This window comes from Paenibacillus sp. S150 (assembly GCF_019352175.1).
In the GTDB taxonomy this organism is placed as follows: Bacteria; Bacillota; Bacilli; order Paenibacillales; family Paenibacillaceae; genus Paenibacillus_AQ.
Genome location: NZ_JACBYI010000005.1, coordinates 163,785 through 190,720 on the forward strand (window position 1 = coordinate 163,785; position 26,936 = coordinate 190,720).

The window sequence follows — 26,936 nt, forward strand, 5'->3', positions numbered from 1 at the left end:
AACATCATGTTTGTGATGGATATTTGGGTGTACAAGGAATACCGGAAGCATGGCAAGCTGCCGCCTTATGCGTATTCCTCCGGCAAATTACTTAAAAGTTTTTTGCAGATTCCTGTTCTCACCGTAAGCGCAGCGGTGATGGATGGGGCCATTGCTCTGGAAGACTTGGACCTGCTCAGGACGCATCGAAACCATCCTGTTATCTTGACAGATCGCCGCCGGGTACTGGTCGTGGATACGTCCGGTTATAGCTACGCCCGGTATGTTTATTCCATTGATGTGGAAACGGCCCAAACCATTTTGAGCCGGGTGTAAGGGAAGGGGGGGGGCGCATGGACCAGATCCGCATTGAAGCAAGCGAAGCAGGTTTTTCGGTCATTCTGGAGCATCGGGGTTCTACACAGGAAATGGACAGGCGCCGGTCGTTTCCTGATGCGGAGCAGTTTGCTTGTTATTTGGCGCGGCAACTGGAGCTGGATGTTTATTATCTCGGGAAGAAAATCCAACGGAAGTGAGGGCAGAAAAATGGTAAAAGTACCGGAAAAGGTGCTGCAGGAACTGGAAATGATCCGAACCTCCGGAGCCATCAATATGCTGGATACTTTTGCTGTTATCCGCTGTGCGGATCAGCTCGGCATGCAAAACGCAGCAGCCTGGGTGCGAAACAACAGGACACTCTATTGGGATGGTATATTTGCCGGTTTTGAAGCGGAGTAAACGGGGAGGGTTGACATGGAAGTAGCGTTGTTTCGCCCCATTCAGCGGCAAGCATGGGTGGACAAGCTGCGGCGTTCCGGATATACGGTAAAATTCGTCCATGACCTGGAACGCCTCTCTCCTTCACTGGATATTGTTGTCGTCGACACAGCCGTAGCCAAATGGAAGGATTATGTGCGAATGGTGAAGGAGAAGGGCATTCCTATTGTGCTGCTGATAGAAGGGAGTGCTCCATTGAGGCTGGAACGTTTCCCGGCTATGGGTATTGCCGGAACCGTCACACCCGCAGAGAATACGGATCAGCTTTTCTCGCGGTTTGTTAAGCAGAGGAATGAGGCAGTTGAAGCAATTGGAGAAGCTCTGGCGGTAATCCAGAAACAAGAGCAAGCTGGGCTACCCGATGACAACAGTCAGAAAAGAGAAACTCTCTTACCTTTGTCACGAAGAAAAATGCAAAGTGAGAACAACCGAGAGTTGAAGAATCCAATTCAAGATTTATCTTCTGGCGAAGAAACCCATCGATTGGGAAGCCCAAGTGATGGGAGTGAACACCCTTTTGCGTTTACCACCGTGGAAGTAGTGAATCAAGGGAACACGTCAGCGGAAAACGAGCACGTGGACTCCGATTCCCATGAGTCTAATCCATTGGCCATCAAGGGATTCATGAAAGAAGTCGACCATACAGAGAACGGCCCAAAGCCTGATGCCGGTACAGAAGACAGGGAACATCCCCCTGTTCCGCTGTCGCAAAAACGAAAACTGTCTCCTGATTTTCCGGAATTGGATAGTGATGCAGGAGTTATAGCAGGTGAGATTCGCGAAAAGAGGAAAATAGAGTCATTCGAGTCTGTGCCGCAACTCGCTTTGCCATTTGAGAAGCAACGTGATCTTCCCTCCGTCGTAACCGTCTACGCGCCCAAAGGCGGCGTGGGCAAAACCGTGTTTTTGCTTCATTTGGCCGCTGTACTCGCTAAGGAAAACTGCCGTGTCTGCTTGCTGGATCTGGATGTCATGCACGGAACCGTAGCCAGCACGCTTCAACTGTCGCCAGCTAAAACGATCGCCGATCTGGTTCGCCGGATCGACGACCCAAAGGCAAGCCGAGCCTGTCTTCTACCCATGAAGATGGGCTTTTGCATTGTTGCTGCACCGGAAAAAACAGGTACGTTTGCTTTGCGACAGGAGCAGCTTCCGGCATTGTTTCATTTTTTAAAAGCAGAGACGGATGTGGTGCTGGTGGATCTATCATCGCGTTTTGATCCCATTGTAAAAATGGCACTGGAGCAGAGCGATGTGCTGCTCCTGATGACCACTCCCGACCCAGCCAGCATCGACAGTCTGAAGCGGGCAAAGCCGCTGTTATCCAGTCTGCTGCCCTCACCGGACACCGCAATCATTGGGAATCGGTTATCCGAACCGCTGCCTAAAGATTATTTCCAAAATATGTTATATTGGCCCGTACTGCTGGAACTTTCAGAAGAAGCAGCGGTTGCGGCGGCGGTCAGGCGCGGGGAACTGGCTTTGCGCAGTTCCTACAGTCAACTGATTTTGGGCCTTGTCAGACAGTGGCTGGGAATGGAGGCGACAGAGCCTGCCAAGGGGAAAAACTCACTGGCAAAGCTATTTTTGCGCATGCGATGATCTTTATTTTAGTCAGAGAGGAGCCAATGAAACATGTTCTTTATGCAACGTTACCGCAAGCAACTGGTGATCGCAGCCGTTGGTTTAGCATTGATCTCGTTACTGCTCGTTCTTGCGGCGATTTTCTACTATCAGGCTAAGCAGGAGACCCTGCGAGAGCAATTGCGAAGTGAATACGAAATGAAGCTGCAGGAGCAGCAGACGACGCAGCAGCAAACTCAAGTCCGGGTAATTGTGGCCAGCCGTACTATTCTGGCGGGGACAACGCTGCAGTCCGAGGATGTGAAAACCATGGAGGTTGATGCGAGTCAGGGGGCTTATGCTGTCAAAGAATTGGGGCAAGTGGTGGGGAAGGTAAGCAAAATCGATCTGGAGCCGGACACGCCGCTTGTCGCCTCCATGCTGTTTGAGGAGCAGCCGCTGGCCCGGGATGTACGCTTCCAGGAATTTAACGTGATCCAACTCCCCACCAACCTGCAGCAAGGCCAGTTTGTCGATGTGCGAATTAACTTTCCCACCGGCGAGGACTTTATTGTACTTAGCAAAAAGAAGGTGCGGGAATTGTCCGGCACCATCGTCTGGTACGAGATGAATGAACCGGAAATCCTGATGGCCTCCAGTGCCATCATCGACGCTTATTTGCAGGGGGCCAGGCTGTATGCTCTCACTTATGTGGACGCAGGGATGCAGGAAGCGGCTATTGCCAATTATCCTTCCAACCCGAAGGTACTGGACCTGATGGAAAAAGACCCGAATATTTTGGAAGAGGCCAAAACGGCTCTCGCCCGCCAGCTGCGCACTACGCTGGACCAAAACCTGAGCGCCATGAGCGATGCCGACAAGCTGAAGGTGATGAGCGGCAGTGTGACCGTGCAGCAGCAGCTGCAAAACGACCGCCTTATGACCCAGCAGAACAATGCAGCCAAACAGGCAGCCCAGCAACAAACACAGCAGCAGAGCGGACAACAAACCGGAACACAGGGAGAGTCAACTGGACAAGCAGCTCCATCTGGCGATCAAACGGCACAGATAACACCAACCCCTATGCCGCAACCGTCACAAGCCGAGCAATCACCCTCGATGCAGCCTCCGAAAACGGAAGCTACTTCTCAACCGGACAAGCCGGAGGCCGATAAAGTGCAGGATGTATTTGAGCAGGAACCTGTTGGCGAGTCCGAATCATGAAAGGGACAGCGATGAAGAACGTTATCTTTCTGGGCGCACCGGAGAAAAGTCACTTGCTGCTGAGTGTAGGTAAGCTGGTGGCATCAGCGGGAAAGAGGGTGCTTCTGGTGGATTCTTCCATTACTCAATCGGTGCAAGCTTACCTGCCTGTGAGTGATGAACGCCCGGGAGCCTTTGTCACTGAGTTTGCCGGAATCGATGTGGCCGCTGGATTTATTACCCGCGGGCAACTGGAGCACTATTTCCGGGAGACGGAAGGCGGGTGGCCTGACTATGATGTGCTGCTGCTGGATACGGATCATACCCAATTTGTCAGCGGGCAGGACTTGGCCGACTTCACACACCGGGTGTGGTGCAGCAATTTCAATAAACTGACCCTGCAAAAAAATGTGGAACTGCTGCAGCGGCTGAGCCTGGGTGAATCCAGAGAGCAGCCGCTGCCGTTTTTCAAGCTACTGCTACCGTTTGTGGAAACGACAATTTCGCCTGCCTACATCGACTCCCTGTATGCCGGTAATCCCATCCAGTGGCAGGAGCCTCCTTTTCAGATTTCACTGAATGAACAGGACCTCTCTGCCATTTTGGATAACCAGCATCACACCAGGATTGCCGTTCGTCATTTGTCCCGCACCTATGTCCAAACGGTGTGGTCGCTGGCCAGCACACTATTCGATCTGGATCAGCGAACGATTCGCGCAGCCTGGAAGCAGATGCGGAGGAGGGATCGCCATGGGCAGTAGCATTGTGTTCTGGAGTCCGGTGCCGGGTCAGACCGGCAATACCACCAACCTGATCGCTGTTACCGCCATGCTCAGCCTGGAATTTAGCTTCAGGCTGCTGCTTGTCAGCCATGTACAAAGCCGTCGTGTTCCGCTGGAGCAGGGCTTCATCAAGCGGCGGACCTGGGAGGAACAGGCGTTTGCTACCGATTCCGGCATTGACGCTGTGGAGCGGCTGGCGCGAAACCGCAAGCTCTCCCCCGAGATGATCCGGGACTACACGTTGCCGCTGCTAAAAGACCGGTTGGATCTCTTGACCGGCTCGATGAAACCGGATAAAGCGTTTGTCCCGGCAATGAAGGAGGCGCTGCCTACGGTGCTGGAAACAGCGAAGCGTTATTATGATTGGACCCTGCTGGATGCAGGCAGCGGTACAGGCTCAGGCTGGACCCAAGCCTTGCTGCAGCAGGCTGATATCATCGTTGTCAGCCTGAACCAGAATCGATCTGTGTTGGAACGGTTCTTCCAGCGCCCGCCGCAGGAAGGGGAGGGGAAACGGCAATTGCTGGCATTGGGGCAGTATGATCCGCATTCTGCCAGCACAGCTAAAAATCTGGTCCGGCGCTATAAGGGGAAAGGACCATTTTATCCGGTTTCCCACAATAGCGGCTTCATGGATGCGGCTCAGGAGGGCCGCGCCATTGATTTCCTGTTCCGCAATCGCTATGTTCCCCGTGATCACGAAAATGCCCCGTTTATGCGAAGCGTGCGGGCGCTGGCCCGGGTGGTTAGCGGGCAAGCAGGGCGGGATAATCCCTTTTTTTACGGGAAGGAGGAGAAGGAGCAATGGTCGTTGTCATAAACGGGCTGTTGATCCTGGTGCTCCTGGCCTTGGCCGGAGCGCTGCTTTTTGTCCGCATGAGCGGGCGCAGGCAGCTGAAGCCGCCGGAGGAAAAGGTGTATACCATTGAAGCCATGACCACTTACGTCAAACAAGCTCTCCACGATTTAACCAGCAGCAACCTGTACGATTTGGGGCTATCAGAGGAGGAATTTCGCCGCCGCAAAAGCAAGCGGGCTGAGCTGAAAAAGGCGCTGCGGGGCTGCAACTCCGGGGATCAGCGGGACAAGGCTTACGTCAAACAGTTTTTAGTTGACCTGCTGCGGCAAGCATACCAATTAGACGATGCCAGCCTGAACCGGATATTGCCCTTCGATGACCCTTATGAATTGTCTGCTCAGGACCAGTTTGAGATCCTGCTGTATCAGTTCAAAAAGCGGCATCGCCATCACGCGCTTCATGAGCTGATCCGGAAATACAAGCTGGACCAACCAAAGCTGGGGATCGAAGATGGCAAAACCGAATCGTACCGGATTACCGCTGAGGAAATCCATGACATCTACAAAAAAGAAGCGCGGCGGCTGCAGGTGGAAGACAAGCTACAAATCATCGTCCAGCGGATTTACCAGCAATATAAGGGCTTCAGCGTCATCGACGAAATCCGCGATATGCGGATCGACGGTGTCTCAGGCGGCGTATCTGGTTTGCCGCCCTCCGTATGGGAAGGAGAGTGGGAGCTTCAAACGGATGCGCTGCTCAGGGAAGTGCCCAACTCCCACGATAGCGTCTGGATTTTCTATAAAGGGAAATTCATTCACTTGTCCTTCCTCAGCTTTGGTTCGGAGCAGGAATTAAAACGGGTCTGCCAAAACATCTATAAGTATAATTATCCCGGCCAGTTGTCTGAAGCCAACGGGTTTAAGGTCAACGAAATGGCGGACGGCTCCCGCGTCGTTGTATTGCGTCCCCGGTTCGCCGAATCGTGGGCGTTTTTTGTGCGCAAATTTGATGTGCGAAGCGCTGAACTGGAGCAGCTGATTCAGGATGACAATGCCCAGCTTCCGGTGAAATTGATTGCCTTCCTTGTTAAAGGTGCCCGGATTACGGCCATCACTGGCTCCCAGGGCAGCGGCAAAACCACGCTCCTTATGGCGATGGTCCGCTATATTTCCGCTGCTTTTCCCATCCGGGTGCAGGAGCAGGCCTTTGAGCTGCACCTGCGCAAGCTGTACAAGGACCGCAATATTTTAAGCCTCCGGGAAACAGAAACCATTTCCGGCCAGGACGGGCTGGATATTCAGAAAAAGACAGACGGCACAGTCAATATTTTGGGTGAGGTAGCAACAGACCCGGTAGCGGCCTGGATGATCCAAATGGCCCAGGTAGCCAGCTTGTTTACCTTGTTTACCCATCATGCTAAAACCTTCCGGGATCTGGTCTATTCTTTGCGCAATTCCTTGTTGAAAACGGGGGTGTTCACCAACGAGAGAGTGGCGGAGCAGCAGGTGGTAAGCGTGCTGAATTTCGACATCCACCTGAAACGGGAAACAAACGGCCACCGCTATGTTGAACGGATTACCGAGTGCGTGCCGCTGGAACAGGCAAAGGAATATCCCCAGCTTTACCAACATACAGGCAAGCTGGAGGATAGGCTGGTTGCTTTCATGGATACGGCCACGGAATACTTTCGCCGCTCCACCGACCGGGTATTATACGAGGCGCGGAACGTGGTGGAATTCCGGGAAGGGCGGTATGTAGCCGTTCAACCCATCTCTGAGCAGAATATCCGGGAAATGAAGGAGCAGATGACGGAGCCGGACCGGAACGATTTTGCCGATTTTCTGGCTGTGAATTGGAGGGATGGGGATGGACAATAAGGCACTGTTGTTGGCTGTATTGGGCGGGGCAATCCTCTTGTTTCTGATGGCTTTGCTGCTTTTCCAGGCACTATCCCGCAAAAACAGTGGAGCCGGATCCATCCGGGAATACGAGGCATTGCGGCTGCCCGGCAAACAAACGCCAAAGCAGTCCGTTCATCGCTGGCTGCAGCAATTGTATATCGCTTGTGAGCGGGTTACCCCTTTGCGTGCTTACTTACAGGCCATTAGCAAGCGACTGACCCTGCTCCACACCTATGATGAATGGAAGCTGCGGCTGGAAACGATGAAGGTGACGTTGGTTGCTTGGGGTGTGCTGCTGGGCATCGCTGTTCCATTGCTGCTGGCCAGCCGTGGCGACCCGATGTCGCTCCTAATGGCTGTAACTGCCATCTGGGTCGGGCACGGGATGATTGCGGACGCCTTTATTCACCGCCTGGAAAACCGGCTGCTGCGCCAGCTTCGTCACTTCATGGCCGATGTACGGCATCACTTTCATCGCCACGGCATGGTGGAGGAGGCGATCTATGATGCCGCCGAAGCAGCGCCCTATGAAATGGCACTGCATGGGAAGGACATTTTTGAGGTGCTGACCGCCAGCGATCCGGCAGAAAGGCTGGAGCTTTATTATGAGGCTGCGCCGAATCGTTTTTTGAAGGGCTTGGCTGGGATTTCCCATCTGGTCCGGGAGTATGGCGACAAAACGCTGCAAACCGGCTCCCTCTACCTGAAGGCGCTGGAGCGGCTGACCACGGAATTGAACCTGGACATCCTGCGGCGGGAAAAGCTCAGTTACTTGCTGCAGGGGCTGACGGCGATTGCGCTGCTGCCCATCCTGTTCACCAAGCCGATAGAAGGCTGGGCCCGGGGGATGTTCCCGGCCATGGATGCCTTTTATGCCGGGAAGCTGGGGTGGATCACCAAGGCGGTGATTATCCTGATTATTCTGGTCAGCTATCTCCTGCTGCGCAACATGCAGGAGTTGGATGGAGAACGCCACGAGCGGCGGCGCAAGCCGTGGGAGCAACGGGTTTATGACTGGCCTTGGGTACGTTGGGTGACAGAGCGGATTGTTGCGCTGCCGGGAACGCGGGAAGCGAACCGCATCACGCTGTTGTTAAAGGAAACCTCCTCATCGCTCAAGCTGGAATGGTTTACGGTGCGGCGGTGGACACTGGCGCTTGTCAGCTTCTTGCTTGCTTTGGGGCTGTTCGTTTCACTGCATGTTATGACAGAGCACCAACTGTTAACTGCAACCGCCAAGCCAGAGGCCATGTTTGGCCGCCTTTCTCCAGAAGAGGAGGCAAAGGCTCAAGCAGCGGCGGAATTGGACCGGCAGATCATCACAGACATTCAAAAGGCAAAGGAAACCAGCTTTGAAGCCATCTTGTCCAACCTGCGGCAAAATCCACAGGTAGCTGGAAATGAAGCAGAACTAAACGCCGCGGCAATACGCATTCGAGCCAAATTAACTGCGCTGGATGGCGAGTATCTCAAGTGGTGGGAGGTGCTGCTTGCTTTGTTGGCAGGTGTCGGAGGCTATTATGGTCCGCTGCTCCTGCTGCACTTTCGCAAACGGCTGCGAAGAATGGATATGAAGCATGAAGTGGATCAGTTTCATACGGTGATCGCCATGCTGGCGGAGCTGGACCGGGTATCTGTAGAACAATTGCTGGAATGGATGGAGCGATTCGCCCTTATTTTTAAAGCACCGATCCAGCATTGCCTGCTGCATTACGAGCATGGGGCGGAGCAAGCACTGGAGCTGTTGAAGGAGGAGGCGCCGTTTTTGCCCTTTGCCCGCCTGGTGGAAAAGCTGCAGCTGGCCGTGGAGAAAATCCCGATTCGTCAGGCCTTCGATGACCTGGAGGCGGAGCAGGCCTTTGCCCGGGAAGAGCGCAGGCAGGATTACGAAAAATTAATAGAAACCAAAGCAGGGTGGGGGAAAATGATCGGCTTTATGCCGGTGATGGCCCTCATTTTTTTGTATCTGGTGTTCCCGCTGGTTTATATCAGCCTTAGTCAAATGTCGGCCTACTATGAACAAATTCAAAAAATCCAGTAGCGAAGGAGCTTGATGAACCGATGAGCAACGCGCAAAAAGCGCTGGTGATGGCAGCGGGTATTTTCCTCGCCATTGCCCTGATTACGATTGCTGTCGTCCTGTTTACCTCGGCCCAGGAAGCGACCAAAACGGCGCAAAACAATTTTTCAGGGATTCAAACCGAACTCTCGCAAACGGCCTTTACCGTCTATGACAACACCTTGGTGTCCGGCAGCCAGGTGGTTAACGCCCTGCGGAAGTTCAATGACCAGGACCAATTTGGCATTCAGGTAATCACAGGGAAAAATCCGGCTGGACAATGGTACGGCAAGGTGATTAATATCGGCGTCCCGGTGGATAGCATTACTTACGGCTCTGTGGTGGGAGCAGCACCCGGCAAGCTGGCTGATGCGATTGACGAGGCCGATGTGGATTATGTGAACCCAAGCGGCAAGTTCAAGGCTCAACTGGTCAAGGACAGCAGCAATGTGATCCGGGGAATTGTTTTCCTCCAGCATTAAAAGCAGCCAAATCTGCCCCCTTTCACGGGTATCCAGGGGGAGGAACGGGTTTTTGCAGAAAGGGGTAAGAGATGGGCCATTCCCTTCGTTCCATGTTGGAGATGAGTGTGGCTTGCCTGATCTTTGTCATTGCTGCCACGGCCGGGCTCCTGTTGTTTCAAAGCGGCGCTACTGCTCTGGAGGCCACTTTCGTTGCCAGCCGGGGAACAGATCACAATGTGCATACGACATTGACTCCCCTTGCCGGGGACGGCACAGTGTCTGGTACTGATGTGCTGCATTCGATTGGTTCAATTGGCGTGGACGTCGTTGTCGATGGCACGGTGTACACAGCGGCACTAGAACGGGAGCAGGCGGACCTGACTGCGATTCAGGCAACAAAACGGTATAGCATGGCTTGGCAGCGGGGTTCGCAGGGAGAATTAGTGCGGGTGTTGTTTACCTCGCTGTGAAAGGAGTGCAGGATGGACAGTATATCCAAAATATTCGCGGTGTTGATCGCCGTTCTTCTATTATATATGTTTCCGATTTCCGCCGCCTTTGACAATCAGGACGAGGTGTCGGAGTTGGTAGTGCTGCGGGAAGTGACTGCCTTTGTGGATATGGTGCGGGATAAGGGTTACATCAGCCCGGTGATGTATAGCGACTTTGAGCAAGCTATTCAAGCCACTGGCAATACGTTTGATATTCAAATGGAGCATGGCCACAAGCGGTACGATCCCGTCTATGATGATCCTTCGCGTCCGGAGACGTTTACAGGCGAGTATGCGGTTCATTATGACACCTTCTACAGCGGGCAAATCCTGCCCATATTGTTTCCGGATTCAGCGGCGGGTAAGGATGAGCTCTCCCGGCGCTATAAGCTGTATCTGGGGGACACGTTTATGGTGACGGTGAAAAACACAAATCGCACCAACGGGACGATTGTTCGTGACTTTCTCAACAATGCCAGCAGCCCTTCCGAAAAAATCTTCATTCCCTATGGAGGGCTGGTGCGCAATGAAGATCACTAACTGGGCGATCGTATTGGTGTTGATCCTGTTCCCACTTTTTGTAGTGAACCGGATAGAGGTCAAGATGCAGCGGATGACGCAGCTCACGGAATTGCGTTATGATGCAGTACTGGATACAGCGGTGGATGATGCGGCCCGGGCGCTGCTTATTAATGTGAACCAGCAGCAGGAAGCCCGCTATGATTCGGCTAAGCGGCTGAACGTGAATAAGCAAGAAGCCATCGCTACGTTTTACCGGACGTTGTATTTGAATTTTGGTATTGCTGACGATCCGATTGCTCAAGGTGTGCTCAATCGCTACATTCCGGCTGTGGTGATTGTTGGGTATGACGGGTTTTATGTCTATGCAGAGGAGGAGTTCATCAATACAGCGGGCGAAACCGAAATTCGCCCGGTATGGGGGCCAAAGAAGCCGTTCGCTTATGCCGATGGGCAGGGCAATAGCCTGGCGTTCACGCTGGACGAATATGTCACCGCCTACGAGGCTGGCACCCGGACGTGGAGAGAGGGATTGAGGTCGGAAATCGCTGCTGGCTCCACCATTCCGCTGCTTCAGGATCCTGAAGCATTCGAGGCTACACGACGGAATACCATTGTGAATGCCATACAGGATGAGATGGCTTACCGGATCAATGCTCACAATCAGTTGGTGTCCCGGATAGGCGTGTCCTACACGTTTACGTTGCCGGTAATCAGCGAGGAAGAGTGGAATAATACGGTCAATGATATCGGGGTACTGGCGTTTGTTCAAGGCATACCCATGGGCAGCAAACGATATAACAACTATGCGCTGGGCGGTAGCCGGGTGCTGCAAAAGCCGGTCATTTACGGAGCTCTCAAGGATGGTTTGAAAGTGTATTATCGCGGCAACTGCCCGTTTTCCTATCCCGTGCAAGAGACGTTTTCCAGCGAAAAAGCGGCGGCGCATAACGGATACCTGTTCCTTTCCTGCGACAATCAGCCGTAGTCAGCAGAGCAGAAACAGACACTTTTTTCAGAATGCATAAAGCTGGTTCGTTGTTTTCTTGCGATATCGTTTGCTTCACGCGGCAGATTCAAATCGCATGATCAGCAGGCTGTATACAGCTGGAAAGCTTGATATTGTGGTATAATAAGCATAGACATCAATTGGTGAATGCTGAAATAATGAAACCAAAAGGGATGGAACCATGAATCAAAAAGTAAGCTTGTTAAGTCCGCTTAACGACCTTGTATTCAAAGCATTATTTGGCCGGGAGGAGCAGCAAAGCAAGCTTCTGCTCATCGATTTTCTAAACTCTGTGCTGGATCTGCAAGGACCACAGGCCATCTGCACGATCACCCACCTCAATCCGATGAACTATCAGGAATATCAAGGCGACAAACAGTCCATCCTGGATATTAAGGTCCAAACGGAGCAGGAGGAACGCATTAACATCGAAGTCCAGGTCAACCACATGGATGATTTCCGGAAGCGAAGCCTGTATTACTGGAGCCGGATGTATAGCGAAACGATTCATGAAGCAGAGGCGTATACCACACTCAAACGGAGCATTGTCATTAATATCTTGAACGTGGATCTTATCGAAGAGACGTCCCGGTATCATACAAAATATCAGATCCTTGAAACCGAGGAGCAGTTTACGTTAGTGGATGATTTGGAAATTCACTATATTGAATTAAAGAAATTTAATCCCGGCAAAGATATTGAGTCCATGGAAGCCATCGAATTATGGCTGACTTTTATGAAAAACGCGGGAAAAGAAAATGTCGACGAATTATTAAACAAGCTGGGAAGCCGAAAGGAGGAATTGCGAATGGCTAAGGAGATGCTAGGGAAGATCAGCGCCGATGAAATGCTGAGGCAGAAGTATTACGCGCAGGAGAAAGCCCGATTGGACGAAGTCTCCCGCATCAAGTATGCGGAGATCAAGGCGGCCGAGAAGGCAATGGAAAAAGGCAAGCTGGAAGGCAAGCGCGAAGTGGCCAAAACGATGCTCTCGCTTGGAATGCCACTTGAACAAATCGTACGGGCCACAGAGCTTTCGCCCGAGGAAGTGCTCCAATTGGAAGAGGACTCCGAGAAGTAAGGGGAGTGCTTAAGTTGACTAAAGCTCTTTTGCTTGGGAAACCGGGTTAAGGGCTTTTTTGTTGTTTGATTGAAGTGCCCTGGGTTTGAAGCCTATATGTGTAAGAAGAGCCGCGGGAAACCTATCTGTCAAAGTAGAAAGGGTTTCTTAGGTTATAACAACTCAGAGAATGATTTGGATTTGACATACCTTCTTTTAACTATTCCGTAAGCCGGATATGAGCTTACTAAGAGGCAAGTTTCCCACCTCCATGTCTATGCTTGCTTCATTATAGGTAAAGGAGTGGACAGGTGGAAAAAGAGATATTATGATGGAAGAAAAACGACATTATTTTCCTAAATTCTTCAAAAAAATTGAAGGAAGGAGTTGATGGCCGCATGAAAAAATGGGCAAGCATAGGCTTGGCAGCCATCATGTTGTTCAGTTTCATGACCGGGGTTTCTAATGCGGAAGCCAAACCAGCCACCTTTGTCCGTGTTGTTTTGGACGGTCAAAAAATCTGGTTTCCCGATGCCCAAGCGTTTGTCGACGAGAACGAACGGACGCTGGTGCCGGTTCGTTTCGTTGCTGAGAAAATGAACGCTAAGGTCGGTTGGGAACCGGCCACCCAAACGGTTCCAATTGAAAAAGGAGAGCAGAACATCCGCCTAACCGTTGGAGAGAGCAAGGCAGTTGTGAACGGCCAAGAAGTTACCTTTGACACGAAAGCAGTATTTAGCGGGGAGCGGACTTTTGTGCCACTGCGTTTTGTCAGCGAGGTGCTGGGAGCGGAAGTGAAATGGGATGGGCCAACATCGACGGTGTTTATCTCTACAAAAGATCAGGAAGCAGTGAAAGTGGATCAATGGGGACGGTTGATTCGTACTACCGACTTGCCAAAAAATGCAGCTGACTATCCCTATATTTTGGCGGATGTACCCAATGAGATGTATGAGATGCGGTATCCTCATTCCCATCCTGATGTTAATGAACGATCCACATCTGCTAAAATGTATGCGGATTGGCCGGAATTTAAGAAAGAGAACATCGACATATGGATGGAGCGCCTGAAAACATTCGGAGCGTTATGGTTAAATGTGGACTACCGGACAATCGATAATTCATGGGCTGAACAATTGGCTTCGGTGGAGTCAGACGGCAATACCGGGAAATTGAAGGCCGCGAAAGAGTATGTGGCATGGGTTAAGGAAAACGAGATTGTGATTGAGGGATATTTAGATCCGGAGCCGTCAATGATTTATTTGGACGGATTAAGAGGATATAATATCCGTTCTAAGTTTAGAATCAAGTTTAATCACTTCAAAGAACATAAAACAATTCTTTACGATAGTTGGTTTCCCAGTGATATGAAATTGGCAAATGATACGTGGGTTCCCAATGATACTCCATTTGAAAAAGGAGTCTGGTATGAAGGTTACTCAGATATTGTAATGAGTACAAATGTCGGTGGAAATTGGGGAAAGACATTGAAGGTAAGCGCAAATGCCAGCCTTTTTTTCAATATTATTATAAGAGGGGCTGAATAAATGGGATGAAAAAACGATTGAAAGTAAGTTTGTGCATGCTGCTGGCATGCACTTTTTTGTTGTCCTTTTTTTCCTCACCTATTTTTGCAGAGGTACCTGATGTTCAAATCATTCAGGGTAAAATTAAATTTAGTGTCACCAGCACTGCAGCTACTACAGAAGTACGTTATAAAACAGTTGGCTGGACGGTGCGTAGGGACAACGTCAATTACAACGATTCGGCAGGAAAACACAGCGACCCAACAGGTGAAGGTTCCGCAGCAATTGAAAATCTGGTGCAAGTAGATCAATATCCGAACCCTCCCATTCCGGGCAAACAAGTTACCACAACTTTTGAAGTGCCAGAAGACAGAGTTACCAAAGCCTTAACAGATAATGGGATGGAAGGGATCAAGCAAAGCGACCAGCTTTACCTGTATGCAATCATGATTGTTACAGAGAACGGGCGTCAGGTTGGAGGTAAATATTATACCTTAGATGGCATAAAAGGTGCGAGAGCATGGGGAAGCCCAGGTGATTTAGACGATTATTATGGCGTTCCGGTCACTTACAACAGTCCGGATTTTCCCATAGATGTGGTAAGCAAGATGGAAGATGGCACGGTGATGAATGATCCTGCTCATACGTATCATAAAGGGGATTACAAAGCCGGAGAAGAAATTGAGCATACGTTCAACCGGGAGATTTCCTATGATGGAAAAGCCTATGAAATCGTCCGCTCCTACATTGTGACGAAAAACAACCCGGAGGATAAAAAGTATATCCAGGAAAAAGATGACGCGAATGTGCTGGACCGGCATATCAATGTCTATTTGAGCGGAGCTGATATTGTTGCCGAATATAAGGAAGCGGATAATCCGGTCAAAGCGATCTACCAAACAGAAGATGGCACACCACTGAAAGAAGTGGATAAAGGGAAGTTTGCTGTGGGAGCGGAAGCCACCCATACCTTTGAGGCGCAGGTGTCCAGCGGTGGGGAATCTTATGAGATTATCCGCTCCTTTATCATCAACAATAACAAGCCAAACGAGAAACAGTTCATACAGGAGAAAACCGATCCCAAGCTGCGGGAACGATCCATTACCGTAGCTTCAGGCGGCTCCAATTTCGTCGGGATTTACAAAATTCCTTCCTCCGTCACTGTCACCTCCTGGATTGAAGCACCAGCGGAAGTGAACGCGGGGACAACCATGGTCAATGGGCAGTTTATTTTTGATGCCGCGGCGCTAAAAGATTTGAAATCCTATGAAATCACCCGCATCGAAAATGCCAATTTTGTACAGCCCAATGATCGAACCGGAACACTAAGCGGGAAATCCGCCAGCAAGACGATTCCAATTCAAATCCCGTTCACCACCGGTACGAGCGTGACAGTGAAAATGACCGTAGTCGCTCGGGATGTGGACGGTAATACTGGCGATTCTACAGCGGATCATACGGTTATAAAAACGGAAAGCGGTGGAGGCAATCCGCAGTTTCCTCCTCCTGGAAAAGGGGAAATCCGCAAAGCACAGGTGATGGATCCGCAAGCAACCGGTATGATCCGGGCAGACCAGCGCGGAGCAGAAAAATTTAATGTGCTTAAGGGCATTCCGACCTCAGAGAGCTTGTATGTAAATGCCTCCGCGAAGGCGTATTTGTTTCAAAATGAGTTTGCGGAAATGTCCGGAGTGATTACCTACCCGATTCAGGTATCCCGCACCTACACGCTGACGTGGACGGATATCCTTCCAGGACCGCCCGATGCAGACGGTAATCCGACTACCATATCTGTGCCCCGGTCTGACACGGTCACGGTTAATAAACCATATAACATCCAGCGGTCCTACAGCTATTGGATCATTGATCGTTTGGAGGTGTACGGCATCCAAAATGCTGCCTTCAACAATTATGCGTTTCCCTCGGGAACGGTTATGGTGCAGCCATCCGGTTATTCGGAGCCAAGCGTAACAGCAGTTCATGAAGCTGCGGCAGAAGCGCACATCACCCATCCGGTGTACAGCAATGCTACTCTTCCCGGCCAAACTGTGTCAGGCGGTTTTAGCCGTCCAGCCGTACCTAGTGAGGACTGGAAGGGCGAGGCGGAGAAGGCAATCGGCAAAATTAAAGTAACCAACGATTCATTAATCTTTAACGGCAACACGGTGATGGACAACCGCATGGTGGAGGAAAAGGGGGCCGTACCTGGAACGATTCCGGAGCCTGCTTCTATTGGAGCCGATGTATTGTATGGCAAAGGCTATGTGATCGACAAGAGTAAAACCAATAAAGCAGATCAGCCCAGCACCGGCACACTGGCCTTCACCCTGGTGAAAGGCATTAATGGCGGAGTGAGCAAAACTCTTCCGATTAACGGTATTAATCCGGTAACCGTGCATACGCCTGTGGTCAACTATGCCGTTGTTTCCGATGATCGTGCCCATAACCAGAAAACTACGCCTAGCAGCGGTCGTTCGGCCTTGATTTTGGATCGTTCGTTTACCGTGACGGTTCCAACCACTGGGCAGCACCGGGATATCTCCGGCTATGGCAACCGGGATTTTGCCAAGTATGTACAGCAACAGGAGGTATGGTTTCCCTTTGATGTCTATTCGGCTGACCGTACTACCTTTATTCCCAAACAAACATGGACGCAGCTGCCGCTTACTGCGGTACAAACCACCTTTTTTCTGCCGGTATGGGTAGATGAAGGCAACTACGACGTACTGTTTCGGACGTTTGCGGAAAACAGCCCGGCTGCTGGCTTCGGCACACAAATGAATGCAAACCTGGAGGTGCCTAAGCATATAGCCACGCAGACTGTTGCAGTGGAAGTAGTGGGGAGGCTGTATGATTTTCGCATCACCGACATTGCTGATTATAACTGGGAAACCGTCTTTCGAACCTCAAAGGGCAGCGCGGCACCGACCGGCAACGCCTATTGGGTGGGCCTAAACGGGATTGACGGCACACCGCGGGGTAACGCCTCGTCATTTGTACTGCCCGTACGACAGGGAAGTCACCCGGAAGCGGGCAAGAAAAATGTAGCCGTGAAAACGGGATATCACTTTAAATTCGATGTCAAAAGCAAGGGGAACATGTTTGGATCAGGGGATGGCATCCGCATTACGCCTACCTTCTACTTTGTAGATAGCAAGGGTAAAAACCGGCAGGAGGTGGACCTTTACTATCACTCGAGCACCCAAAGGTTTATCCGTATTGGCTCCAATGCAGACGTGGAAAAGCGTTACGTAACGTTAGACGACCGGTTTCGCAATGTTCCGCAGCAGCAGTTGATCAACACGGCCAGCTCCTTCTGGAATCTGGAGGGGGCAAGTGGCGACAAGCAGGCATATATCAACGGGTATCTGAACAATGCTAAAAAGCAAACATATGTAGGCGGCTACGATATTTTGCTTTTGCCTCAGCAGCTTCGCAGCTTCATCGGCAGCATGAGTGTGCCGGAGGGGGTGAACCCTGCCAGGGCCAATGCTTCTGTCCAGCAATGGTATGGCGAGTATAGCTTGCCCGCAAATCCGTATGTAGTGCCGAAGGGAACAGATTTGGCGGTGTATGGAAGAAGCCACGTTCTGGATGACCTGTCTCCGATTTTTTTGAGAAATGGGTATATTGTTGTCAATTTCAATCTCGAGACGATCCGCGATAAGGATGTGGAGCATCCTCATCTGCAATATATCCATGGACCGTTGAATAACCAGTGGAAGATGGAAGGCTTCCAGCGGACGTTTACAGATGCGTATGGGATAACCTTTCAACTAAAGGACGGAGATTTGATCTTTTACCATGCGGATTTATCCTCTTATGATGATTTTGGTTCGGGAGGAACGCATTGATTTTTTGGGACATAACGATTCTAGCTCTTAAGGGCAATGGAGCAGAAGAGAATTTAAGCAGGGAATGCTTTGGGAAAGTTAAAATAAAGCGATTGAGACGAATTCTGGAAAAAAAGACTTGCCACAATGTGCGACGAGAGTTACGATAGCGACACTCTCCGGAGAGGGAAAGGGTGTTGCAAGTGGATATTGAACTGTTGAAAGCATTAAGACAGCAATTTCGAGCGCGAGAGCGAATAGTCCGGCAATTCCCGGACCATCGAAAGGAGCGACGGGAAATCGAGGCTTGGCGGCAACGGGTCGCGTCTTTTCTTAACGAGGAACAGATAGAATTCTGGAAAGAAGGGGAAGAGCGCACCGATTGGCTGCAGGATAAGGAAAAGGAACGCTTATTTTACCAGGGCATGATGACGGGGCTCCAACTGGGTGTAATGGTGCATGCCATCGGGATGCCCTGTTCTCTACTGGATGAATTGGACGGATGAAAAGGACTGTACTTCAAGCCAGTTAGAACCCAGCTGTAGAAGGGAGGTGCAGGAGTTGCGGGAATTTCCGCCATGGGTGTTCGCCGTTTTTGGCAGGCGGGTGGACTGGTTGGATCAACAGTTGCAGGCCAAGCGGGATAAGCAGTTGGAGGGTAGGAAGGAATTCGCTGCCTTTCAACATTTTATGGAATTGCTAAATTTGGAACAACGGGACTTGTATTGTAAATGGGAAGAACAACGCAGCTTACTGGCTGCAAGGGAAAGAGAAAGCCTTTATTTGTACGGTTTTTTTGACGGTTTGCATCTGCAAAGCATTTACGCCGATCACGCTGGGCCAATGAACAGGAGCGGCTGTTTTTCTGCTGCTGGACCGGAGGGTACTTCAAAAGAATAGGTTAAGTGAAAAAACCCGTCCAAGTGACGGGTTTTTTCATGTCCAGATGTTTCCAGTAAATGAGGCCATTTACGATTCAAGGATCTGATTGATCAGGAGGGGACGTATATATTTGAGGATAAAGGACCCTGGTTTATGGGGCGGCGTTTTGAAGGGGAAGTGAACGGTTATTTTGTCCAGGCCCAGGTATTTTCCGAACCTTCACCATATGGCATAGCAGAAGGAAGGATCAGCAGGCTGGCAGTATATCCAAGCCCTCATTTTACATTTAAGGAGAAGCTGATTTACTATGAACGGGGCTGGGACGGTGGTGTGCCGGGAAAACGCAAGATACAGGAGGTTATCGAGATAACAGTTCAGTACTTTGATAAAAAATGCGTGAATTGGTCCTTCGAGGCCCGGCGATGAAAAAGGAAGGAGGAGGGGAATAGCATGGAGTGCTCTCATTCATAGGGCAACGGAAGCTGTTATGAAGGCGAAATCAATGGATACCGTGTACTGGCGAAGGTCATGGATAAACCGTGCGCAAACGGACTGGGCGGCGGTCGGATTGTGGAATTGCATGTGGGCAGGTACGGTACCTTTGGTTTGAGGGACTGTACTTTGCAATATCAAGAAGAATGGTTTCACGCCTCCCCTTGCCGACGTGGTGTTACGGGAAAGTAGTTCACCTTGTGGAAAGAAGGCGGATGAACTGGCTGCAGGAGCAGGAGCGGTATGAATGTAAACTCCATAATTAACGATTTTAGGTTATGGATTGCCAAAGGTACGAGGACAGGCCTATTTGTACAAATTGCTTCAGCCTATTGACGAAGTGAATTTTGAACCTCAAGGTCAATCCGGCCTGCCTTCACTATTCAATAATGAATCTGAAGGCATGTGTGGAGTGTAGGCTTGCATTTTTGGTCAGAACGGTGGCAAAGCTGGGATCAATGAGTCCAGAAAGGGACGATGAGAGTGACGAGAATTTTATTTGTTTGTAAAAGCTGCGGGAAGAGCATACAGGTAGAGCCAGGCGTGTATAAGAAAATCTATCAAAACAAATTACAGTGCCTGTCCTGCCGGGGTACAGCCAAGGAGTCTCAGGAGCAGGGCACAAGGATAAAGTCATAACCGTAGAAGAGGGAATGCTTATGAGGTATGAGGCGGTCCCTCTTCCTTCAGTTTTTTGTAAGCCACACAATGAGATCGTAAAAGAACGCTTACTAAAAAATGGGAGGAAAGAGAGGGAGGGGAAATGAATATGAAACGAATTGAAGAGCACTGCTTGGTAATATACAAATGTAATGATGAAATCATAGGCATAATCCAGTATAACCAACCCGCACCTTCAGAAGAGTCTTTGGATTGCTTGGCAAAACGAATCTCCCATCTATTTAAAGAGTCAAAAAAATACAGAAAAGAATAACAAATAGACTTGCTGTCTTTTTATAGGAGAGCTACAATGTCACCTGACCAATATTCTTAATTGTGCGAGGTGATGAGAATGGCTGTAAATCAGGCGTTTCTGAATGAGAATCCGAAGAATGATATACGTGTTGTAGCGAAATACAATAGGAAATCAAGAGGAGACTCAGAAGAGGACCTGGTCAAACACAATTATATTTTAACAGAAATGTGCAAGCGAAATAATTGGAAATATGTTGATTATCCCGAAATTGGAAGTGGGGATTCTATTGAACTGCGCCCGGTATTTCAACGGCTTCTGCAAGATATCGAGGAAGGCTTGTTCGATGCCGTTTTGGTAGTAGATTGGGATCGGCTAGGGCGTGGGGACATGGGAGATACCGATCGGATCAAAAAAGCACTCAAGAGATCAAACACACTGGTTATCACACCTGGGAAATGGTACGACCTGGACGATGACGATGATGACTTCAATGTGGATGCCAAAGCCTTTATCGCTCGTCAAGAGTACAAGATGATCAAATTCCGTTTGAATCGCGGGAAAAAAATAGGCGCAAGGCTTGGCCGCTGGACCAATGGTACTCCTCCCTTTCCTTACGATTACGATCCCCAGCGAAAAAGCCTCATTGTAAACGAAAACAAGCATACGTTGTATCGATTTATAATTGAAGCAGCATTAGAAGGACATGTATGTGACGAGATTGCGTGGGAGCTGAATAAGCAAGGCTTTCCTTCTCCACGGAACAAGAAATGGACAGGTACTACAATTAGCCGGCTATTAAGAGATGAGACCCATCTTGGTAAAATCATTTCCAACAAATCAGAAGGAAACGGTCACCTCAAAAAAATGCCCAGTGCAAAGCAATTCAAAAAATTTCCGAAGCATTTATGGGTTGTCGTAGATAATTGTCATCAGCCTGTGAAAACTCAAGAAGAACACAATAAATTGCTGTATGCGCTCATGAAAAGAAAGAAAGTACCAGTTGCCGCCCGGGCGGGGAAGCATGCGCTATCTGGTCTTGTAAGATGTGCGATTTGCAATTCGTCCCTCCCCATTTACAGATCTCCAAAAAACAGCTCCCGGATAAGAGCATGCCAGCATCGTGATCATTATGGAAATAAATGCACCAATAAAGGGGGATTCGCAGAGATAATCATCCAAGAAATACATGTAAAGCTTATGCGGCTGGAGGATCAAATTGTTAACCGGATAAAGGATGAGGAAGGCGACGATTTCAGGATTATCCAAGATGCCATTCAACAGAAATACCGGGAAATCAAGCAGAGGGAAGAAGCAATTGAACGAATAGAAGAAGGGTTCGAAGCGGGAGTATATACAGCGAACCGGGCCAGAACTAGAAAAATAAAGCTTGAGAGTGAGTTGGATACTCTTCATGAAGAACTGGCTGTTTTAGAGAAACAAAGCATATCGGCGGCCTCGATAACCGATGAAGAACGACTATTCTTCATTCGTGAATTTTGGAGAACCATGCAATCAAGTGAACAGGACAATCATCAAGAATTAAACAAATGCTATAAGGAAGTAATAAGCTCTATTTCATGGAAAAAGGAAGAAAACGGACCTGCTAGCATCGAAATAAATTTTCTATAGGGGTCTGACGAGTATAAAGAACGAATCCTGGGATTTGTTGGGTCTGCATCACGCTCTTTCATTGGAAAGCACCCATTTATTGGTTGGGTCTTATCGGAATGGTTATAATATAGGGAGAATCAAATTTCCGATAAACTAATTATGGAAAGGGTGCTTCCTGATGAAAGAATTCCTGGATAACCGGGACCGGAAAGCGAACCGATTGATAAATGAAAAATCTCCGTATCTACTGCAGCATGCTCATAACCCTGTTGATTGGTTTGCCTGGGGAGAAGAGGCCTTTACCAAGGCTGCAAGAGAGAGCAAGCCGGTTTTCTTGTCCATAGGTTATTCCTAGCTTCGGCTAAAATATAATGGAAAGTGACTTTTATCTACATGTCATTGGTGTCACGTAATGGAACGCGAAAGTTTTGAGGACCAGGAAGTTGCCCGGCTGCTTAACGATCACTATGTTGCGATCAAGGTAGACCGCGAGGAGCGGCCGGATATTGATGCGCTGTATATGTCGGTGTGCCAGGCGCTGACGGGGAGCGGGGGATGGCCGCTGACGGTGCTGCTGACGCCGGAGAAGAAGCCGTTCTATGCGGGGACGTATTTTCCGAAGCGGCAGATGTTCGGGCGCATTGGGCTCCTGGATGTGCTGGAGCAGATTCAACGCAAATGGGAGCAGGATGGCGATGCGCTGGACAAGCTCGGGGATGATCTGCTCGCGGATATTCAGTCGCTGGACCGTAAAAATGCGCAGAGCAGCGGTGCGGCGGGGGATATCCCCGGAGAAGAGCTGCTGCATGAAGCGTACGAGCTGTACCGTCGTGAGTTCGATGAGGAATATGGCGGGTTCGGGAATGCGCCGAAGTTTCCTTCGCCGCATAATCTGTCTTTTTTGCTGGCGTACAGCGGGGCGTATAACCAGCCGGAAGCTCTGCGCATGGCCGAGAAGACGCTGGAGTCGATGTACCGGGGCGGCATGTACGACCATGTGGGCTACGGGTTCTCGCGGTATTCCACGGACCGGGAGTGGCTGGTGCCGCATTTTGAGAAAATGCTCTACGATAATGCGCTGCTGGCCATTGCCTATCTGGAAGCCCATCAGATTACGGAGAAACCGCTCTATGCGGAGATCGCTGAGCAGATCCTCCAGTATGTGCTGCGCGATATGACTTCGCCGGAGGGCGCGTTCTATTCTGCCGAGGATGCCGATTCTGAAGGGGTGGAAGGGAAGTTCTATGTCTTCTCCCGCGGGGAGATTGAGGAGGCGCTTGGCCTGGAGGATATGCATTCCTACTGCCATTTGTACGGGATTACCCCTGAAGGCAATTTCGAAGGTGCCAATATTCCGAATCTGCTGCAGGGCTTGCCGGATGAGACGGCGGAGCGGCTCGGCATGAATCCGCTGGGGCTGCGGACACGGATGGAGGAATGGCGGGAGAAGCTGTTCGCCTGCCGGAAGCAGCGCATTCATCCGTCCAAGGATGACAAGGTGCTTACTTCGTGGAACGGCCTGATGATCGCGGCGCTGGCGAAAGGGGCCAAAGCGCTGCAAAAGCCCGAATACGCCGGGGCCGCAGCGGCGGCAGCGGACTTCATCTGGGACAAGCTGCGCCGCCGTGAGGATGGCAGGCTGCTGGCCCGCTACCGGGATGGCGATGCGGCAATTCCCGCTTATCTGGATGATTATGCGTTCATGATCTGGGGCCTGACCGAGCTGTATGAAGCTACGGGTGAGTCACTCTATCTGGAGCGGGCGCTGACGCTTAAGGATGGGCTGCTGGAGCTGTTCATTGACGCGGAGAACGGCGGGTTCTTTTTCACAGGGCATGATGGGGAAGAACTGCCGATCCGTTCCAAGGAATTGTATGACGGAGCGCTTCCGTCGGGGAATTCGGTGGCGGCGAAGCTGCTGTGGAAGCTGTCGGTGATGACGCAGGATGTGGAGCTGAAGACGGTCGCTGAGCATACGGCGGCGGTTATGGCTTCGGCTGCTTCGGCGTATCCGGCGGGTTACGCGATGTATTTGCAGGCACATCTGGCGATGGCCTCGGGCGGCAGGGAATGGGTGCTCTCCGGGAAGCGGGAGGACGCTGCCCTGCACAGCATGCTGGCTCAAGTCCAGCAGGCGTACCTGCCGGACGCCTCGCTGATTGTCCGCTGGGAAGGGGACGAAGAAGGGATTCTCCGTCTGCTGCCGCACCTGGCGGACAAGCCGGCTGTTAACGGGAACGCGACGGCTTATGTCTGCCGGAACTTCGCCTGCCGTGCACCGGTTACGAATATGGAAGCGGTGAGGGAGCTTTTGGCGTCCGGCAGCCGGGAGGTTTAGCAGAGAACCACAAGGGCAGCCGGCGGCGTAGGCTGCTCTTTGGTGCGGGTACCCCGCTTAAGCGGCACAAAATAACTCCACAAAGTGTGGCCTTGGCTTCGATGATCACTCAGGTACTTTGCGGGTACCCCAAAACATATCAAATTCTTATCTTATGAGAAGAAACGGCTTCGCCGTCCTCTGAAGGAGGCGGCACCCGTTTCTCCAAAAATAGAAGGATAATGGATAGTGTGAAACATATAAATTCTTATATTTCAAAAAAACCGGCACGGGGCCGGCTTCTTCATCTGCTATAGCTCATCCGCTTACCTGATGAATTGTGCGTATAAGGATTCCCGCGGAATCGCCTTTGCCAGCCGCTCCCAATGCCCGCTCATTTCCCCGATAATGCGCTTGCCCGGCCAATGGTCCGGCAGCAGCTCATCCGGGAGGGACGGATCGGCCATGAACAGCCCGCTTAACTCTTCGCCCATTTGCAGATACAGCAAAAAGAGCTGTAATGGCTGCCCCGTCTGAAGCGCCTCATGCATTAAGGGACCGAATTCCTGCTGCATCCAGGCTGCTTTTTCCTGGTATAAGGCTTCGATTCTGTCCAGCTGCCAGATGGCCTGTGCTTTGTGCGGCGTAATCGCGCCTTCCAGGAATTGTCCCTGGAGGATGGACACTTTGCCGTCCAGCCCAAGCTTCCGGATCTGCCCGGCGGCCTCTTGGCGGTAATTCCACGGAGAAATGTACACACTGTTATATAGAGGCCCATACCCAAGCTGCAAAAGCGCCGAACGAAACTGGTCGCGCTTTTTGCGCTCGGCTTCAGGGACTTCGAGCATGACCACCTCCCAGGTCTGATCCCACTGCTCCTGATAACGGGCAGGCTTGCTGTTAATGGCCTTGATGGTTGCGAGGCCGGCCTCCGTCACTTGATACCATGAGCGGGAGGGGGAGGCGATGTAGCCTTCTTTTTTCAGACGGGACAAGGCATTGCGGATATAGTTGGAGGTGTACCCCCTCTGCTCATAAATCTCCACTAACTGCTGGGCGCCCATCTGCTCCACCTTGGACAACAGAAACAGCATGGTTTTTTCAACGGACAGCAACGTTCTTCACACCTCTCTTGACAACTGGCAGCAATAAATATATCATAAAAACATACGAACGTTATAATTTGTGTTATATCATTAATTTCCGGGACTGTCCCGGATTTCTGGATACTGTGCTGTCATTGTAACGTAAACTTTAGGCTTTTGCACGGTTCTGTCTTATGTTTGCAGCTTGAAGTCCATTAGAGAAGAGGAGAGAATATCAATGAAAATCATTTACCATGGCCATTCCTGCGTACAAATTGAGGTGAACGGCAAGTCGCTGATTATCGATCCTTTCATTAGCGGCAATTCGGCGGCTGTCACGAAGGCGGAGGATATTCAGACGGATGCGGTGCTGCTGACGCACGCTCATATGGACCACATTCTGGACGCTGCACCGATTGCCGAACGCAATAACGTGCCGGTTGTAGCCATTGTGGAGCTGGCCGCCTACCTGGGAGAAAAGGGTGCGGAGACGATTGGAATGAACATCGGGGGAACGGCGGATCTTGGCTTTGCGAAGGCGACGATGATCCATGCGTTCCACACCTCGAGCATTACGCTTGAGAATGGGCAGAGCATCTATGGAGGTACGCCTGCGGGCTTCATTATTGAGGCGGAGGGACGCACCGTTCTGCATGCGGGAGATACCGGGCTGTTCAGCGACCTGAAAATGTTCGGAGAGCTGTACGACATTGATCTGGCAATTCTGCCGATCGGGGGCCATTTCACGATGGGACCTGAGCACGCGCTGATCGCAGCCAAATGGCTCGGGGCCAAGCAGGTGCTTCCGGTACACTATAATACCTTCCCGCCGATCCGCCAGGATGCGGCAGCTTTTGTTAAGTCGCTGGAAGGGGCAGGCATCAAGGGTACGGCGCTTGCCTATGGGGAATCGCTGGAGCTGTAGGGTGGTGGAGGCCGGATGAAGGAAATTTGACGCAGTGGGGAAAGTGCGGCCATTGTAGTGGGAAAAAGTAGAACTGACTGAAGTCATTAGGCTGATAGCGTACTTTTAGTGGGGAGAAGGTAGAACTAACTGAGCTCGTTGCGCTGATGGAGCACTTTTAGTGGGAAAAAGTAAAACTAACTGAAGTAAGTAGGCACATGGAACACTCTTAGTGGGAAAAAGTATCACTAATTCTGCTGAAATCGGCTATACGGGGGAATTAGGTTGAAATTATGTATACAAAATCCCACTAACGCCCGTTAAGGCCGTGATTCCGGCGAATTAGTTTTACTTTTTCCACTTAGCTTCCGTTCCCTATTTACCTCACCGTGTTCTATGAAGATTCAGCTTCTCCCGGTCTAGTCCAGTTCATTTAGTTGGATGCGGCAGGAAAGCTTGGATAATTACGGAGCGGAGCGTCTACTTGAAAGCCTTCCGCAGGAAAGCCCGCTTCGGAAGCTTAAGCTTTCAGCGGATTTTCACCGCAAACAGCAGTCTGCAGACGGGCCGGACGGGCAGCGGCCTGAAGTCCGGACATTCCTTGGTACGCGCACGCCAATGTATTTAAGCTCAATCCAGGACATCACTTAATAAGTGGTGTCTTTTTTTTCAAATGATAAGAATTTATCTGTTTCACGCTATACATTTAGCCTTATTCTTTCTCGCTGAAACGGATACCGCCCTTAAAGGGACGGCGAAGCCGT

At 50.7% G+C, this 26,936-nt stretch carries 23 protein-coding genes and 1 pseudogene; 23 read left to right on the top strand and 1 reads right to left on the bottom strand.

Annotated features, from left to right (window positions below; all coding sequences use genetic code 11):
• The first annotated feature begins 6 nt into the window (after positions 1-6).
• The 22 genes and pseudogenes from HYD27_RS07865 to HYD27_RS07965 all read left to right on the top strand — a co-directional run bounded on the left by HYD27_RS07865 (position 7) and on the right by HYD27_RS07965 (position 24,204).
• Positions 7-315 carry a hypothetical protein gene (locus HYD27_RS07865; protein ID WP_219213337.1) on the top strand — a complete coding sequence of 103 codons (309 nt, stop codon included), beginning with the start codon at positions 7-9 and terminating at the stop codon, positions 313-315.
• A gap of 17 nt (positions 316-332) precedes the next feature.
• Positions 333-515 (top strand): hypothetical protein, encoded by a 183-nt coding sequence (locus tag HYD27_RS07870; RefSeq protein WP_219213339.1) that lies wholly within the window; start codon positions 333-335, stop codon positions 513-515.
• A 10-nt stretch (positions 516-525) separates the two neighbouring features.
• Complete coding sequence (locus HYD27_RS07875) at positions 526-717, top strand: DUF5049 domain-containing protein (RefSeq protein ID WP_219213341.1); 192 nt, start codon at positions 526-528, stop codon at positions 715-717.
• A 15-nt stretch (positions 718-732) separates the two neighbouring features.
• Positions 733-2,358: a CpaE/TadZ family protein gene (locus HYD27_RS07880; RefSeq protein WP_219213343.1), complete on the top strand. Its 1,626-nt coding sequence runs from the start codon at positions 733-735 to the stop codon at positions 2,356-2,358.
• Between the two features lie 33 nt (positions 2,359-2,391).
• Positions 2,392-3,543 carry an SAF domain-containing protein gene (locus HYD27_RS07885; RefSeq protein ID WP_219213345.1) on the top strand — a complete coding sequence of 384 codons (1,152 nt, stop codon included), beginning with the start codon at positions 2,392-2,394 and terminating at the stop codon, positions 3,541-3,543.
• A complete protein-coding gene (locus HYD27_RS07890; RefSeq protein WP_228745032.1) occupies positions 3,540-4,283 on the top strand; it encodes a hypothetical protein in 744 nt (247 codons plus the stop codon). The genes HYD27_RS07885 and HYD27_RS07890 overlap by 4 nt, the downstream gene beginning before the upstream one ends.
• Positions 4,273-5,124 (top strand): CpaE/TadZ family protein, encoded by an 852-nt coding sequence (locus HYD27_RS07895; protein ID WP_219213347.1) that lies wholly within the window; start codon positions 4,273-4,275, stop codon positions 5,122-5,124. The genes HYD27_RS07890 and HYD27_RS07895 overlap by 11 nt, the downstream gene beginning before the upstream one ends.
• A complete protein-coding gene (locus HYD27_RS07900; protein WP_219213349.1) occupies positions 5,109-6,980 on the top strand; it encodes an ATPase, T2SS/T4P/T4SS family in 1,872 nt (623 codons plus the stop codon). Before HYD27_RS07895 ends, HYD27_RS07900 begins: the two co-directional genes overlap by 16 nt.
• A complete protein-coding gene (locus HYD27_RS07905) occupies positions 6,970-9,045 on the top strand; it encodes a hypothetical protein (RefSeq protein WP_219213350.1) in 2,076 nt (691 codons plus the stop codon). Before HYD27_RS07900 ends, HYD27_RS07905 begins: the two co-directional genes overlap by 11 nt.
• A gap of 20 nt (positions 9,046-9,065) precedes the next feature.
• Positions 9,066-9,545, top strand: a complete 480-nt coding sequence (locus HYD27_RS07910) for an ABC transporter permease (protein WP_219213351.1) — start codon at positions 9,066-9,068, stop codon at positions 9,543-9,545.
• A 71-nt stretch (positions 9,546-9,616) separates the two neighbouring features.
• Positions 9,617-9,997 (top strand): hypothetical protein, encoded by a 381-nt coding sequence (locus HYD27_RS07915; protein WP_219213353.1) that lies wholly within the window; start codon positions 9,617-9,619, stop codon positions 9,995-9,997.
• A gap of 12 nt (positions 9,998-10,009) precedes the next feature.
• Entirely contained in the window at positions 10,010-10,558 is a 549-nt protein-coding gene (locus HYD27_RS07920) for a hypothetical protein (RefSeq protein WP_219213355.1), read from the top strand.
• Entirely contained in the window at positions 10,545-11,525 is a 981-nt protein-coding gene (locus HYD27_RS07925; RefSeq protein ID WP_219213357.1) for a hypothetical protein, read from the top strand. The genes HYD27_RS07920 and HYD27_RS07925 overlap by 14 nt, the downstream gene beginning before the upstream one ends.
• A gap of 202 nt (positions 11,526-11,727) precedes the next feature.
• A complete protein-coding gene (locus tag HYD27_RS07930) occupies positions 11,728-12,627 on the top strand; it encodes an Rpn family recombination-promoting nuclease/putative transposase (protein ID WP_219213359.1) in 900 nt (299 codons plus the stop codon).
• A 377-nt stretch (positions 12,628-13,004) separates the two neighbouring features.
• Positions 13,005-14,153 (top strand): copper amine oxidase N-terminal domain-containing protein, encoded by a 1,149-nt coding sequence (locus HYD27_RS07935; protein WP_219213361.1) that lies wholly within the window; start codon positions 13,005-13,007, stop codon positions 14,151-14,153.
• Positions 14,154-14,533: 380 nt separating this feature from the next.
• A complete protein-coding gene (locus tag HYD27_RS07940; protein ID WP_219213363.1) occupies positions 14,534-17,986 on the top strand; it encodes a DUF5704 domain-containing protein in 3,453 nt (1,150 codons plus the stop codon).
• 182 nt (positions 17,987-18,168) lie between these two features.
• A complete protein-coding gene (locus HYD27_RS07945; RefSeq protein WP_219213365.1) occupies positions 18,169-18,471 on the top strand; it encodes a hypothetical protein in 303 nt (100 codons plus the stop codon).
• A gap of 55 nt (positions 18,472-18,526) precedes the next feature.
• Positions 18,527-18,865 (top strand): hypothetical protein, encoded by a 339-nt coding sequence (locus HYD27_RS07950; protein ID WP_219213367.1) that lies wholly within the window; start codon positions 18,527-18,529, stop codon positions 18,863-18,865.
• Between the two features lie 135 nt (positions 18,866-19,000).
• Positions 19,001-19,273 (top strand): DUF7678 domain-containing protein, encoded by a 273-nt coding sequence (locus tag HYD27_RS33055; protein WP_483874571.1) that lies wholly within the window; start codon positions 19,001-19,003, stop codon positions 19,271-19,273.
• Positions 19,274-19,345: 72 nt separating this feature from the next.
• Entirely contained in the window at positions 19,346-19,531 is a 186-nt protein-coding gene (locus HYD27_RS33060; RefSeq protein ID WP_483874572.1) for a hypothetical protein, read from the top strand.
• 820 nt (positions 19,532-20,351) lie between these two features.
• Positions 20,352-21,884, top strand: a complete 1,533-nt coding sequence (locus HYD27_RS07955; protein ID WP_219213369.1) for a recombinase family protein — start codon at positions 20,352-20,354, stop codon at positions 21,882-21,884.
• Between the two features lie 160 nt (positions 21,885-22,044).
• A pseudogene (locus HYD27_RS07965) lies at positions 22,045-24,204 on the top strand (thioredoxin domain-containing protein).
• Between the two features lie 305 nt (positions 24,205-24,509).
• Here the strand turns inward: HYD27_RS07965 and HYD27_RS07970 are convergent.
• The gene (locus tag HYD27_RS07970) at positions 24,510-25,298 is read right to left on the bottom strand and encodes a PaaX family transcriptional regulator C-terminal domain-containing protein (RefSeq protein ID WP_219213372.1); all 789 of its coding nucleotides are present in this window, start codon (positions 25,296-25,298) and stop codon (positions 24,510-24,512) included.
• Positions 25,299-25,506: 208 nt separating this feature from the next.
• On the opposite strand from HYD27_RS07970, the gene HYD27_RS07975 reads away from it, so the two are divergent.
• The gene (locus tag HYD27_RS07975) at positions 25,507-26,193 is read left to right on the top strand and encodes a metal-dependent hydrolase (RefSeq protein WP_219213374.1); all 687 of its coding nucleotides are present in this window, start codon (positions 25,507-25,509) and stop codon (positions 26,191-26,193) included.
• Positions 26,194-26,936 lie beyond the last annotated feature (743 nt).